At 68.6% G+C, this 13520-nt stretch carries 14 protein-coding genes; 1 reads left to right on the top strand and 13 read right to left on the bottom strand.

Annotated elements, in window-relative coordinates:
• Positions 1–6: 6 nt before the first annotated feature.
• The 13 genes from VK98_RS06120 to paaG all read right to left on the bottom strand — a co-directional run bounded on the left by VK98_RS06120 (position 7) and on the right by paaG (position 11642).
• Positions 7–780 (bottom strand): enoyl-CoA hydratase-related protein, encoded by a 774-nt coding sequence (locus VK98_RS06120; protein ID WP_048413163.1) that lies wholly within the window; start codon positions 778–780, stop codon positions 7–9.
• Complete coding sequence (pcaF, locus tag VK98_RS06115) at positions 780–1991, bottom strand: 3-oxoadipyl-CoA thiolase (RefSeq protein ID WP_048413162.1); 1212 nt, start codon at positions 1989–1991, stop codon at positions 780–782. Before pcaF ends, VK98_RS06120 begins: the two co-directional genes overlap by 1 nt.
• A gap of 15 nt (positions 1992–2006) precedes the next feature.
• Positions 2007–2780, bottom strand: a complete 774-nt coding sequence (locus tag VK98_RS06110; RefSeq protein WP_048413161.1) for an enoyl-CoA hydratase-related protein — start codon at positions 2778–2780, stop codon at positions 2007–2009.
• Positions 2749–3381, bottom strand: coding sequence for a TetR/AcrR family transcriptional regulator (locus VK98_RS06105; protein ID WP_048413160.1), 633 nt, complete (start codon positions 3379–3381; stop codon positions 2749–2751). The genes VK98_RS06110 and VK98_RS06105 overlap by 32 nt, the downstream gene beginning before the upstream one ends.
• Positions 3382–3503: 122 nt before the next feature.
• Positions 3504–4568 (bottom strand): 2Fe-2S iron-sulfur cluster-binding protein, encoded by a 1065-nt coding sequence (locus VK98_RS06100; RefSeq protein WP_048413159.1) that lies wholly within the window; start codon positions 4566–4568, stop codon positions 3504–3506.
• A gap of 32 nt (positions 4569–4600) precedes the next feature.
• Positions 4601–5107 carry a 1,2-phenylacetyl-CoA epoxidase subunit PaaD gene (gene paaD / locus VK98_RS06095; RefSeq protein ID WP_048413158.1) on the bottom strand — a complete coding sequence of 169 codons (507 nt, stop codon included), beginning with the start codon at positions 5105–5107 and terminating at the stop codon, positions 4601–4603.
• Positions 5107–5883 carry a 1,2-phenylacetyl-CoA epoxidase subunit PaaC gene (gene paaC, locus VK98_RS06090; protein ID WP_048413157.1) on the bottom strand — a complete coding sequence of 259 codons (777 nt, stop codon included), beginning with the start codon at positions 5881–5883 and terminating at the stop codon, positions 5107–5109. Before paaC ends, paaD begins: the two co-directional genes overlap by 1 nt.
• A gap of 10 nt (positions 5884–5893) precedes the next feature.
• Positions 5894–6391 (bottom strand): 1,2-phenylacetyl-CoA epoxidase subunit B, encoded by a 498-nt coding sequence (locus VK98_RS23230; RefSeq protein ID WP_082158782.1) that lies wholly within the window; start codon positions 6389–6391, stop codon positions 5894–5896.
• Positions 6392–6403: 12 nt separating this feature from the next.
• Positions 6404–7387, bottom strand: a complete 984-nt coding sequence (gene paaA, locus VK98_RS06075; RefSeq protein ID WP_048413156.1) for a 1,2-phenylacetyl-CoA epoxidase subunit PaaA — start codon at positions 7385–7387, stop codon at positions 6404–6406.
• Positions 7388–7508: 121 nt separating this feature from the next.
• Entirely contained in the window at positions 7509–8822 is a 1314-nt protein-coding gene (gene paaK, locus VK98_RS06070; RefSeq protein WP_048413155.1) for a phenylacetate--CoA ligase PaaK, read from the bottom strand.
• Between the two features lie 90 nt (positions 8823–8912).
• On the bottom strand, positions 8913–9335 hold the full coding sequence (gene paaI, locus VK98_RS06065) for a hydroxyphenylacetyl-CoA thioesterase PaaI (RefSeq protein ID WP_048413154.1): 423 nt from the start codon (positions 9333–9335) through the stop codon (positions 8913–8915).
• Positions 9328–10842, bottom strand: coding sequence for a 3-hydroxyacyl-CoA dehydrogenase (locus tag VK98_RS06060; RefSeq protein WP_048413153.1), 1515 nt, complete (start codon positions 10840–10842; stop codon positions 9328–9330). Before VK98_RS06060 ends, paaI begins: the two co-directional genes overlap by 8 nt.
• A 2-nt stretch (positions 10843–10844) precedes the next feature.
• Positions 10845–11642: a 2-(1,2-epoxy-1,2-dihydrophenyl)acetyl-CoA isomerase PaaG gene (paaG, locus tag VK98_RS06055; protein ID WP_048413152.1), complete on the bottom strand. Its 798-nt coding sequence runs from the start codon at positions 11640–11642 to the stop codon at positions 10845–10847.
• A gap of 201 nt (positions 11643–11843) precedes the next feature.
• On the opposite strand from paaG, the gene paaN reads away from it, so the two are divergent.
• Entirely contained in the window at positions 11844–13511 is a 1668-nt protein-coding gene (gene paaN / locus VK98_RS06050; RefSeq protein WP_048413151.1) for a phenylacetic acid degradation protein PaaN, read from the top strand.
• Positions 13512–13520: the final 9 nt, after the last annotated feature.

Here is a 13520-nt window from a genome sequence, read left to right as displayed (position 1 = left end):
GTTTTTCTATTCCCCCCGGAACACCGCCGCGCGCTTGTCCAGGAAAGCCCGCATCCCCTCCTTCTGATCCCGCGACGCGAACAAGAGCTGATACGCCTTGCGCTCCAGCATCAGCGCCGTCGCCAGCGGCGCGTCGGCGCCGGCCAGCACCACCTCCTTGATCTGCGCCACCGCCAGCGGCGGCAACGCGGCGATCCACGCCGCCAACTCCAATGCCCGCGCCTCCAACGCCTCGTCCGCCACCACCTCGCAGACCAGACCCATCGCCAGCGCCTCCGCCGCGCCGACGGGCTCGCCGCTCAGCAGCAGCTTCATCGCGCGGAACTTGCCCACCGCCCGCAGCAGGCGCTGGGTGCCGCCGGCGCCCGGCATCACCCCCACCTTGACTTCCGGCTGGCCAAACTGCGCCGACTCGGCGGCGACGATGATGTCGGCGTGCATCGCCAGTTCGCAACCGCCGCCCAAGGCGTAGCCGGCCACCGCGGCGATCACCGGCTTGGGACAGTCGGCAATCGCCTGCCACAGCTTGTGCACTTGGCGCTGCATCAGCTCAATGCTGCCGCAATCGGCCAGCTCGGCCAGATCCGCGCCGGCGGCGAAGGCGCGGCGGTCGCCGCACAGCAGAACCGCCCTCACCTCGGCCTCGGCGCTCAGCGCCTGGAAACGCCGCGCCAGCTCCCGCCGCAACGCCATGTTCAAGGCGTTGCGCGCCTGCGGCCGGTTCAAGCGCAGCCGCGCCACGCCGGCGGACGGGTAATCCAGCAAGACCAGTTCGTCCATCACGCCTCCTCCACCCGCTCCAGCACCAAGGCCACGCCCTGGCCGACGCCGACGCACATCGCGCACAGCGCCAGCCGGTCGCCGCTGGCCTCCAGCTGGCGCAGCGCGGTCAAGGCCAGCCGGGCCCCGGACGCGCCCAGCGGATGGCCCAGCGCGATCGCGCCGCCGTTGGGATTGACCCGGGCGTCGTCGTCGTCCAATCCCAGCTGACGCAACACCGCCAGCGATTGCGATGCGAAAGCCTCGTTCAGCTCGATCACGTCCAGATCCGCCACGCTCAGGCCCAGCCGCCGCAACAGCTTTTCCGCCGCCGGCGCCGGCCCCATGCCCATGATGCGCGGCTCCAGTCCCACCGAGCACATGCCCAGAATCCGCGCCCGCGGCCGCAGGCCGTGGCGCTTGAGCCCGGCGCCGCTGGCCAGCAGCAGCGCCGCCGCGCCGTCGTTGACGCCGGAGGCGTTGCCGGCGGTGACCGATCCGTCCGCCACCACGCCCTTGAGCCGCGCCAGCTCCGCCAGCGTGGTGGCCGGCCGCGGATGTTCGTCCTGGCTCACCCGCAGCGGCTCGCCCTTGCGTTGCGGCAGCTCCAGCGCCAGGATTTCCGCGTCGAAGAAACCGCGCTCGCGCGCCGCGGCGTAGCGCTGCTGGCTGCGCAGCGCGAAGGCGTCCTGATCGGCGCGGGAAATATCGAACTGACGCGCGACGTTTTCCGCGGTTTCCGGCATCGAATCAATGCCGAACTGGCTTTGGAAAGCCGGGTTGACGAAGCGCCAGCCTATGGTGCTGTCCTCGATGCGCGCGCTGCGCGCGAACGGGCTGTCGGCCTTGCCCATGACGAAAGGCGCGCGCGACATGCTCTCCACCCCGCCGGCCAGCGCCAGTTCGGCTTCGCCGGCGGCGATCGCCCGCGCGGCGAGGCCCACCGCGTCCAGGCCGGACGCGCACAGGCGGTTGACGGTGAGCGCCGGCGTGGACTGCGGCAGGCCGGCCAGCAGCGCCGCCATCCGAGCCACGTTGCGATTGTCCTCGCCGGCCTGATTGGCGCAGCCCAGGATCACCTCGTCCAGGCAGGACCAGTCCAGCTGCGGATGGCGCCGCATCAGCGCGGCGAGCGGCAATGCCGCCAGATCGTCGGCGCGCACGCCGGAAAGCGCGCCGCCGTAACGGCCAAACGGGGTGCGGATGCCATCGCAAAGATAGGCATGGGGCATGGGAAACCTCCTGGATCAACGGTGTTGGAACTGCGGCGGCCGCTTGTCGAGAAAGGCCTGCATGCCCTCCTTGCGGTCGGCCAGGGAGAAACTGGCGTGAAAGGCGCGCCGTTCGAACAGCAGGCCTTCGGCCAGGCTGGATTCGAAGGCGCGGTTCAAGGACTCCTTGATCAGCATCAGCGCCGGCAGCGAGTAGCCGGCCATCCGCGCGGCCAGCGCCTGCGCCGTCGCCAGCACCTCGGCGTCCGCCACTACCCGCGACACCAGGCCGGCGCGTTCGGCTTCGACGGCGCTGTAGAGCTGGCCGCTCAAGCACCATTCCATTGCCTTGGCCTTGCCGATGGCGCGCGGCAGCCGCTGGGTTCCGCCCATGCCGGGTAGCGTGCCCAGCTTGACTTCCGGCTGGCCGAAGCGGGCGGACTCGCCGGCGATGATCACGTCGCACATCATCGCCAGCTCGCAGCCGCCGCCTATCGCCAGGCCGCGCACCGCGGCGATCAGCGGCTTGCGCACGCTGCGCGCGCGCTCCCAGTGCCGGCTCACGTAGTCGTCGAGGAAGACTTGCTGATAATCCCATTCGGCCATGCGGCCGATGTCGGCGCCGGCGGCGAAGGCCTGCTCGGTGCCGGACAGCAAAATGACGCTGATGTCGGGATCGCTGTCCGCCGCGTCCAGCGCGGACTCCAGCTCCCGCATCAACTCGGGGCTCAGCGCATTGTGTTGCGCCGGCCGGTGAATTTCCAGGTGGCAGACCCGCTCAGCGCGGCCCTCCCTCAGATGCTCGCTCATGGTCAGTTCCCTCTCCACACCCGTACACGCCGTGAAGAAACAACTGGCTGACTATCCGCGCCATGCCCTGCCGGTCCACCGCGCCGTCCGCGCGGAACCAGGTGAAGGTCCAGTTCATCATGCCGAACAAGGTCATCGTCACCGGTTTGACCTCCGTCGCCGGCAACTCCGGCCGCAAGCGGGCGATCAGTTCGGCGAAGGCCGCCACCACGCCGGCCTGCTTGGCCTTCACCTTCAGCCGGTCCGCCTCGCCCAGGAATTTGACGTCCTGCACCAACACCATGTGGTAATGGCGCGAGGACGCGTACTCCTCCATGAAGCGCTCGATCAGCAGCCGCAGATGCGCGTCCGCCGGCAGGCCTTGCCGCGCCGCCTCGTCGACGATGCCGACCAGGCGGTCCACATAGGTGTCGGCGATGTCGAACAGCAGGTGCGATTTGTCGCGATAGTAGTGGTACAGCAGCGGCTTGGACATGCCGCACAACTCAGCCAGTTGGGCTATCGAAGCACTGGGAAAACTCTGCTCGGCAAACAGGCGGGCAGCGTTCTCCAGTATGTTTTGTTGCTGCGCCTCGTAATTGGGAGATTTAGTTCTGGCCATATCCGCATATCGGTTGAATGAAAAGACCAGACGCGGTACCAGCGAACCTCCCCGATGACTACGAGCCGCCAGGCAAAACCCGGTCAAACCGGGTTTGGCCAGCGGTTCTAGACAAGCAACCGTCAACGCTCATCAAAACTGAGCACCACTTGCTGGGTCCGTGGACGCGCCTGACAGGCGAGCACGAAGCCTTGTTCCACCTCGGCCGGCTCCAGGGCGAAGTTCTTGTCCATGGAAACCCGGCCGGACAGCACTTTGGCCCGGCAGGTGCAGCATACCCCACCTTGGCAAGAGTAAGGTAGGTCGACCCCGGCCGCGGTGGCCGCTTCCAGGATGCGCTCGCCGACGCCCAGTTCCAGCTGCCGCTGCTGGCCGTCGATGATGACGGTGACGCTGGCCGCCGGGCTGTCCTCGACCGCCGCCGGCTTGGCTTCGCCGCGCCGCGGCACGCCGAAACGTTCGTAATGGATGTGCCCGGCCGCCAGGCCGGTCTGCTCCAGACAGGCGCAGGCCTGGTCTATCATGTCGTTGGGTCCGCAGACGAAGGCTTCGTCCACCGCGCCGTCCGGCAGCAGCGCGGTCAAGGCCCGTTGCAGCCGCTCGCCGTCGAGACGACCGTGAAACAACTCCGGCTGCTGCGCTTCGCGGCTAAGGAAGTGATACACCGCCAGCCGCGCCGGATAGCGCGACTTCAGCGCCGCCAGCTCGTCGGCGAACAGAATGCCGCCGCGCCGCCGGTTGCCGTACAACAGGGTGAAACGGCTGTGCGGTTCGCGCCGCAAGGTGGTCTTCAGCATGGACAGCAGCGGGGTGATGCCGCTGCCGGAGGCGATGCCCAGATAATGCTTGCGCTGCTCCGCCGCCAGCGGCGTGAAGAAACGCCCCTCCGGCGGCATCGCCTCCACCTCGTGCCCAAGCTGCCAATGCTGGTGGACATGGCTGGAGAACACGCCGCCGTCCACCCGCTTCACTGCCACCCGCAAAATATCCTCGTCCGCGCCGCAGCACAGCGAATAAGTGCGCCGCTGCTCCACGCCGTCGATATGCTCGCGGAACACCAGATGCTGGCCCTGGGTGAAGCGGAAGTTATCCTTGAACTCCGCCGGCGGCTCCAGCGTCAGCGAAATGGCGTCGTCGGTTTCCTGGCGGCGTTCGACGACGCGCAGGCGATGGAAAGCTAGTCTCATTCCGGTCTCCTTATCCGGTCCTCTCTATGGACTCAGATCGGCTTGAAATACTCGAATGGCTCCAGGCACGCCTCGCAGCGGTAGAGCGCCTTGCAGGCGGTGGAGCCGAACTGGCTCAGCCGCCGGCTGCGGCCGGAGCCGCATTGCGGGCAGGCTGGAGCCGTCGATTGGAAACGCAAGGGCTGCCAGCCGTCCTCGGCCGCGCTCGCGCACGCCGGCGGCGCGATGCCGTAGCGGCGCAGCTTGTCGCGGCCGTCGGCGCTGATCCAGTCGCTGCTCCAGGCCGGGCTCAGCTGGGTGCGCAACACCACCCGCGCTTCGCCGGCCCGGCCCAGCGCCTGCCGCACCGAGGCGGCGATGGCCTCGGTGGCCGGACAGCCGGAATAGGTCGGGGTCAGCGTGATCTCTAGGTCCTCCCCCACCCGCGCCACCTTGCGCACAATGCCCAGATCGCACAGCGACACCGCCGGCACCTCGGGGTCCGGCACCTCGGCCAGCACCCGCCAGGCTTGCGCCACGCTCAGACCCGCGGCGCCCATCACCAGCGTCCCCCGGGGTAGGCGCGCTGCAGGAACTGCATCTCCGCCAACACATGGCCCAAGGCTTCGCTGTGCTCGCCGCGCTTGCCGCCGGACCGGTACGCCGTGGCCGCCGGCGGCCGCAGCGTGGCTTCCGCCAGCACCGGCAGCATCAGCGCTTCCCACTCCGTCCGTAGAGCAGCAGCCTGCGGCGCGACGCCGTCCAGACGCCGCTCCAGCGCGTCGTCGTCGAACATCTCGGCCAGATACGGCCACCAATGAACCAGCGCCTGCTGCATGCGCCGCCGCGATTCGTCGGTGCCGTCGCCCAGCCGCACCACCCATTCCGCCGCGTAGCGCAGGTGGTAGCGGCTTTCCGCCAGCGCCTTGCCGGCGATCGCCGCCAGGCGCGGCTCGGCGCCGTCGCGCAGCGCCCGCCACAAGGCCACCTGGTAGGCGCTGAACAGGGCGATGCGCAGCACGGTCTGGCCGAAGTCGCCGTTGGGCAACTCCAGCAAGGTCAGATTGCGGAACTCCGGCGCGTCGCGCAGATAGGCCAGCGCGTCCTCGTCCCGGCCCCGTCCTTCCCATTCGCCGGCCAGGCTCAGCAGCAGCCGCGTCTGGCCTATCAGATCCAGCGCGATATTGCTCAACGCGATATCGTCCTCCAGCTCCGGCGCGTGGCCGCAGCATTCGCCCAGGCGCTGGCCCAGCAACAAGGTGTTGTCGCCCAGCCGCAGCGCGTATTCGATCAGGTCCGCCGTTGCCGGCGGCTGCATTTGCACAAGCACAGACATCGCACACTCCTCACATATGGTTCACGGCTTCCGGCAACTGGAAGAAGGTGGGCAAGCGATAAGTCTTGCCGGCCATCGGCTCGAACAGCATTTCCCGTTCATCCGGCGCGCTGCAGCTCAACGCCGCGCTGGGCAGCGCCCACACCGCGCCGGGCGGAAACGCGCCGAAGGCCCGCTCCGCCTGTTCCAGAACCTGGCGCGCCGACGCGGCCAGCAGGCTGGCGACGTGCAAATGGTCTAGGCCCGGCTTGAGCTGCAGGAACACTTCGTACTGTTGCGCTTCCGCAGCCTGCGCCGAGGACGGCGGCTCGCCGTTTTCCTCTAGGCTGGCGCTGGGCGCCACCCACAGGCTGACGCCTTCCTGACGGCGAAAATAGATGTCTCTGGCCAGCAGCAGCGCATGGCGCGCATCGGCGGCGTGCAGGCTGCTGGAATGCTTGTATTGCAAGGCGTTGCGGCCGAGGACGAAGACCTCGAAACGCGGCCAGGCGTTGGGGGACTCGGGCATGGTGGCTCCTGATCAGGCGGCGGCGCGCGCCATCTGTTTGTCGGCGTGGGCGCGGGCGGCGGCGCGCACCCAGGCCCCCTCTTCATGCGCGCGGACGCGCGCGGCCATGCGTTCGCGGTTGCAGGGGCCGTCGCCGGCCAACACTCGCTTGAACTCCTCCCAGTCCGGCTCGCCGAAGTCGTAATGCCCGCGTTCCGCGTTCCAGGCCAGTTCCGGGTCCGGCAGCGCGATGCCCAGCACCTCGGCCTGCGGCACAATGGCGTCGACGAATTTCTGCCGCAGATCGTCGTTGGAGATGCGCTTGATGCCCCATTGCATGCTGCTGGCGCTGTGCACCGAGTCCCGATCCGGTGGGCCGAACATCATCAGCACCGGCCACCACCAGCGGTTCACCGACTCCTGCGCCATGGCCCGCTGCGCCGCGCTGCCGCCCATCATCGTCAGCAGCAGGTCGTAGCCCTGACGCTGGTGGAAGCTCTCCTCCTTGCAGATGCGCACCATGGCGCGGGCGTACGGGCCGTAGGAGCAGCGGCACAGCGGGATCTGGTTCATGATCGCCGCGCCGTCCACCAGCCAGCCTATGGTGCCGATGTCGGCCCAGGACAAGGTTGGGTAGTTGAAGATGCTGGAGTACTTGGCGCGGCCGGACAGCAGGGCCGTCACCATCTCGTCGCGCGGGCGGCCCAGGGTTTCCGCCGCCGCGTACAGATACAGGCCGTGCCCGCCCTCGTCCTGCACCTTGGCCAGCAGGATGGCCTTGCGCTTGAGCGTGGGCGCGCGGCCGATCCAGTTGCCTTCCGGCAACATGCCCACCACTTCGGAATGCGCATGCTGGGAGATCTGCCGCAGCAAGGTCTTGCGGTAGGCGTCCGGCATCCAGTCGCGCGCTTCTATCTTGTCGTCCGCCTGCAGCTTGGCGTCGAAAGCCTGCAGGCGCTGCGACGGTTCGGTCGCCGCCGCGGCGATGTCCGGCTGATCCAGGGCTTGGGTGTACATCGCGTATCCTCCTTGGTGAGCGCCGCCGGACCCGGCGTCTGGGGCGCGGAAACGGTTTATTAATTAATTTACCGTTCGTTCAATTAAAATACAAGCGTTAGTAATTCCCACCAGCCGCCGCCTAGCCGCGCGGCCGCTTGTCCACCACTCGCCGCGCCTTGCCCACCGAACGTTCTATCGTCATCGGCTCCACCACCCGCACCGTGGTGGTCACGCCGACATGGCTCTTGATGCTGTGCTGCAGCTGCCGCTCCGCCAGTTGCCTGGCGTCGTCGCGCGCCGGCCCGCTGAGCTCGCGTTCGACGAAGACCGACAGGCAGTCCAGGTGGCCGTCCTTGTCGACTTCCAGGTAGAAATGCGGCGCCAACCCCGGCTGCCGCAGAATCACTTCCTCGATCTGGGTGGGGAACACATTGACGCCGCGGATGATCAGCATATCGTCGGAGCGGCCGACGATCTTGCCGATGCGCCGCATCGAGCGGCTGCTGGGCGGCAGCAGCCGGGTCAGGTCGCGGGTGCGGTAGCGGATCACCGGCATCGCTTCCTTGGTCAGCGAGGTCAGCACCAGCTCGCCTTCCTCGCCATCCGGCAGCACCTCGCCGCTGAACGGATCGATGATTTCCGGGTAGAAGAAATCTTCCCAGATCACCGGGCCGTCCTTGCTTTCCACGCATTCGCTGGCCACGCCCGGCCCCATCACCTCGGACAGGCCGTAAATATCCACCGCGTCGATGCCGGCGCGGCGTTCGATCTCCTGCCGCATCAGCCCGGTCCACGGCTCGGCGCCGAAGATGCCGACCCGCAGCGAGCAGGCGGCGGACTCCATGCCCCGGCGCTCCATTTCATCAAGGATGTTCAACATATAGGACGGCGTGACCATGATGATGTCCGGGCGGAAGTCCTGGATCAGTTGCACCTGGCGCTCGGTCTGACCGCCGGACATCGGCACCACGGTGCAGCCCAGGCGCTCGGCGCCGTAGTGCGCGCCCAGGCCGCCGGTGAACAGGCCGTAGCCGTAAGCGATGTGTACCATGCTGCCGCGCCGGCCGCCGGCGGCGCGGATGGACCGCGCCACCACCGTGGCCCAACTGTCGATGTCCTTGCGGGTATAGCCCACCACCGTCGGCTGGCCGGTGGTGCCGCTGCTGGCGTGAATGCGCGATACCTGATCCCGCGGCACCGCGAACAGGCCGAACGGATAGTTGTCGCGCAGATCCGCCTTGCTGGTGAACGGAAAGCGGCTGAGGTCCTCCAGGCGTCGCAGCTCAGAAGGGTGAACATCAGCTTGCGCGCACTTGGCACGGAAGGGAGCGACGTTGTCGTAAGCATGTTGCAGCGACCATTGCAGACGCTGCAGTTGCAGGGCGGACAACTCGTCGCGGCTGGCGGTTTCCATAGCGTCCAGTTCGCTGGGCGAAGGGCGGGTGGTGGGCATGATGCTTCTCCTGTGTAGGTTGGGGCTTGGCTCTGCGGCCATTGGCTGCGGGCTGAAAAGAGCGGACGGCGTGTTCTCCTTGGCGGGTGCTTAGGAAGCGGGGCGATGAGAGCGGCCGCGCAGCAGCGCCAGGACTTCGCCGCGCTGATTGCTCACCCTCACATCGTAAAGTCCTTGCTGGCCGCCCTGGTGCAGGCACTCGGCCTCCGCCAGCAGACAATCCCCGCTGCGGGCCGGCAGCAGATATTCCATGCTGATGGCCGCGCCCAGCGCGCGCGGCCCCCAACTATTGCAGGCGACGGCGAAGGCGGTGTCCGCCAGTGCGCACAGCAGACCGCCGTGGCACAGCTGAAAGCCGTTGAGCATATCGTCGCGCACCCGCATGCGCAGCCGGGCGCGGCCCGGCGCCACCTCCAGCAGCTCCATGCCCAGGCTGGCAGACGCCCGGTCCTGGCTCAGCATCGCCAGCGCGCTGTGCTCGGCCAATTGCAAAGCGGATTCGGTCTCAGTCATGGAAGCGTCCTCCGGACAGGGCCAGACGCCGCAGCAACGGCGAAACCCGATAACGGCCGTCGCCGTAATGCGCGTGCAGCGCGTCCAGCGCCCCCGCCACGTAGTCGTTGCCGAGGCGATCGGCCCAGGTCAGCGGACCGCGGGGATAGCCGGCGCCCAGGCACATGGCCTGGTCCACGCTGTCCGCCGCCGCCACCCCCTGCCCCACCGCGTCGGCCGCCTCGTTGGCCAGCATCGCCACGGTGCGCAACACCGCCATGCCGGCGGCGTCGTCCAGCCGCGACACCTGCAGGCCGGCCGCCTGCAGCACGCCCTCCGCCTGCGCCGCCAGCTCCGGCGCGGCCTGGTCCGCCAGCGCCAGCGCCAGCCTCGGCGCGCTGGCGTAATCCAGCGCCAGATCGAACACCGCCCAGCCGGCGTGACCGCTGTCGGCGGCGCGGCGGGTGGCGCTGCGGCCATCGGACAGGGCCAGCCGCAAACCGTCCCAGCCTAGCCAGCCTTGAGCCGGCCCCGACTCGCGCTCCAGCCGCACGCCGCCCGCCTGCAAGCGCGCCAGCAGCGGTTCGGCCACGCCCAGGCCGCCGTGCACCCGCAGCATGGCGGGAGCGGGCCGCGGCGGCGTCGCCTCCGCTTCCGGCAAAGTCTGGTCGTAATCGTAAAAACCGCGGCCGCTCTTGCGGCCCAAGCGGCCTGCCGCCACCAGCTCCTGCTGCAGCGGCGACGGCCGGAAACGCGGATCCTGCTGCATCGCCTGGTACACCGATTGCGTCACCGCGAAATTCACGTCGTGACCGATCAGATCCATCAGTTCCAACGGCCCCATCGCGAAGCCGCCGGCCTCGCGCAGCAAGGCGTCCAGCGTGGCCGGCGCGCAGACGCCTTCTTGCAGCAGCCGCAAGGCCTCGGCGTAGAACGGACGCGCCACCCGGTTGACGATGAAGCCGGGCGTGGACGCGGCCGACGCCGGCGTCTTGCCCCAGGACCGCATCAACGCGCACAAACGGTCCGCCAACGCCGGAGCGGTCGCCAAGCCGCTCACCACTTCCACCAGCTTCATCCGCGTGGCCGGGTTGAAGAAATGCAGGCCTATCACCCGCTCCGGATGACGCAAGCCCGCCGCCAGCGCGGTGATGGACAGGGAAGAAGTGTTGCTGGCCAGGACGGTGGCGGCCGGCAACAGCGCGTCCAACTGTCGCAATAGCGCCTGCTTGGCGTCCAGCCGCTCGACGATGGCCTCGATCGCCAAGCTCGCGTCGGCCAGCTCCTCCAAGCTGCTTACCGGCCGCAGCCGGCGGCGCGCGGCGTCCAGCTGCGGCTGACTCCATTTGCCGCGCTGGACCAGGCCGGCCCAGTCGGCGGCGATCGCATCCGGCGCCGCCGCTGCCGCGCCGGCGTCCTGATCGTATAAATACACTTCATGCCCGGCGGCGGCGGCCACTGCGGCGATGCCGCGCCCCATCGCGCCGGCGCCTATCACCGCCACTCGCTGTTCGCTGCCCAATTGCATGCTCACTGCCCTCCAAAGCGCGGCGGACGCTTGGCCAGGAAAGCCGCCACGCCTTCGCGGTAATCGGCGCTGAAGCCCAGCTCCCGCTGCGTATCGCGCTCCAGTTGCAGCTGCTGTTCCAGACTGTTGCCCTCGGATGCTTGCAGCGCCCGCTTGATCCGCGCGTAGGCCAGCGTCGGCCCGCTGGCCAACTGCTCGGCAAGCTGCCCCACCGCGGCGGGAAAATCCTCGTCGTCGACGCAGCGCCAGATCAAGCCCCATTGCTCGGCCTGCTCGGCAGACAGGGGCTCGGCCAGCAGCGCCAGCCCCATCGCCCGCGCCTGACCCAGCAGGCGCGGCAGCCAGTAGCTGCCGCCGGCGTCCGGCATCAGGCCTATCTTGCTGAAAGCCTGGATGAAGCGCGCCGAGCGCGCGGCGATCACCAGATCGCAGGCCAGGGCGAGGTTCGCGCCGGCACCGGCCGCCACGCCGTTGACCGCGGCGATCACCGGCTTGGGCATGTCGCGCAGCCGCCGCACCAGCGGCGCGTAATAGGCCTCGATGGACAGGCCCAGATCCGCCGGCGGCTGCCCCGGTTCCGGCGCCCTATCGCTCAAATCCTGGCCGGCGCAGAAGGCGCGGCCGGCGCCGGTCAACACCAGCGCCCTGACCTCGGCGTCGTCGCGCAGACGGTCCAGCATCGCCGCCAAAGCCTGATGCATGGCGGGGTTGAAGCTGTTCAGCCGCTGCGGCCGGTTCAGCGTCAAGGTCGCCACGCCGGCTTCCAGCTTCAATTCAACACTCGTTTCCGAAGTCTGCATGCTTGCTCCCTTTCTGGATGCGGCCATGGCGATGCCGGCAAAACCGCTACTGTGGCAAACGCTATCATTGACCGACCGGAAAATCAATTATAAGCTGACCCACATCAATGACAGCGCGCTGAAACTGTTGTTGCCGCACCCGGTCCTGTCGCTGGCATCGCGCAGGCCGGTCTCCCATCCCTCCGCCCGAGGAGAACGTCCATGTCTCACCCTTTGTTCCAGCAACATCAAGCCACCTTGGACCAGGCCCTGCAGGCCTTGAGCGAGCGCCAGTACTGGTCGCCGCACCCGGAAATGCCCAGCCCCAAGAGCTACGGCGAAACCGCCGCCGCCGACGGCCAGGCGGCGTTTGAGGCTTTATTGCAACAAGACTTCCAGCTGGACGGTCTGCCGGCCACGCAGGGCTGGGTGGGCAGCGAGCGCTCCCCCTATCGCGGCGCCTTGCGCATCCGCTATCCGCGCCACGACGCCGACGCCTTGCTGCAAGCCTCCGCCACGGCGCTGCAATCGTGGCGGCAAGCCGGCCCGCAAGCCTGGGTGGGCGTTTGCCTGGAAATCATCCAGCGGCTGAACCGCCGCAGTTTCGAGATCGCCCACGCGGTGATGCACACCACCGGCCAGGCTTTCATGATGGCGTTCCAGGCCGGCGGCCCGCATGCGCAGGACCGCGCGCTGGAAGCGGTGGCCTACGCCTGGCGCGAGATGTCGGCCATTCCCGAGCATTGCCGCTGGAGCAAGCCGCAGGGCAAGCATGAGCCGCTGGTGCTGGAGAAAAGCTGGAAGGTGGTCCCGCGCGGCGTCGGCCTGCTGATAGGCTGCAGCACCTTTCCCACCTGGAACGGTTATCCGGGACTGTTCGCCAGCCTGGCCACCGGCAACAGCGTGATCGTCAAGCCCCACCCCGGCGCGGTGCTGCCGCTGGCCCTGACGGTGCGCATCGCCCGCGAGGTGCTGGCCGAGGCCGGCTTCGACCCCAATACCGTGCTGCTGGCGGCGAATCAGCACGGCGAGCCGCTGGCCAGCCTGCTGGCGCAGCGACCGGAGGTGAAGCTAATCGACTTCACCGGCAGCAGCGCGCACGGCGAATGGCTGGAAAGCCAGTGCCGCCACGCCCAGGTCTACACCGAGAAAGCCGGCGTCAACTGCGTGGTGCTGGACTCCACCGCCGACTTCCCCGGCCTGTGCCGCAATCTCGCGCTGTCGCTGGCGCTGTACAGCGGCCAGATGTGCACCGCGCCGCAGAACATCTTCATCCCGGCCGACGGCATCCACACTCCGGAAGGCCAGTTGTCTTACCAGCAGACGGTGGCCGGCCTGTGCGCGGCGCTGGAGGCCTTGTGCGCCGAACCGGCCAAGGCGGTGGAGCTGCTGGGCGCGATCCAGAACCCCGGCGTGCTGCAAAGGCTGGAAGCGGCGCGCGCGCTGGGCCGGCCGGCGCTGGACAGCCGGAGGCTGAGCCATCCGCACTATCCGGAAGCCGAGGTGCACACCCCGCTGCTGCGCCAGCTGACGCTGGAAGACCGCGCCATTTACGAGCAGGAACACTTCGGGCCGATCGGCTTCCTGATCCAGGCGCCGGACAGCGCCGCCGCGCTGCGCCGGGCGGAAGACGGCATGCGCCGCCACGGCGCGCTGAGCTTCTCGGTGTACAGCACGGACCAGCGAGTGCAGGAGCAAGCCCGGCAGGCGGCGGAGAACGCCTGCGTGTCGCTGGCGCTCAACTTCACCGGCGCGGTGATGGTCAACCAATCCGCCGCCTTCAGCGACTTCCACGGCAGCGGCGGCAACCCGGCGGCCAACGCCAGCCTGTCCGACAGCGCCTTCGTCGCCAATCGCTTCCGCGTGGCGCAAACCCGCAGCTTCGGCTGACCCATGGCC

Origin of the sequence: Chromobacterium sp. LK11 (assembly GCF_001043705.1) — a bacterium.
Taxonomy (GTDB): domain Bacteria; phylum Pseudomonadota; class Gammaproteobacteria; order Burkholderiales; family Chromobacteriaceae; genus Chromobacterium; species Chromobacterium alkanivorans.
Note: the sequence above shows the minus strand (reverse complement) of the source record. Positions and strands in the feature narration are given on the sequence as shown.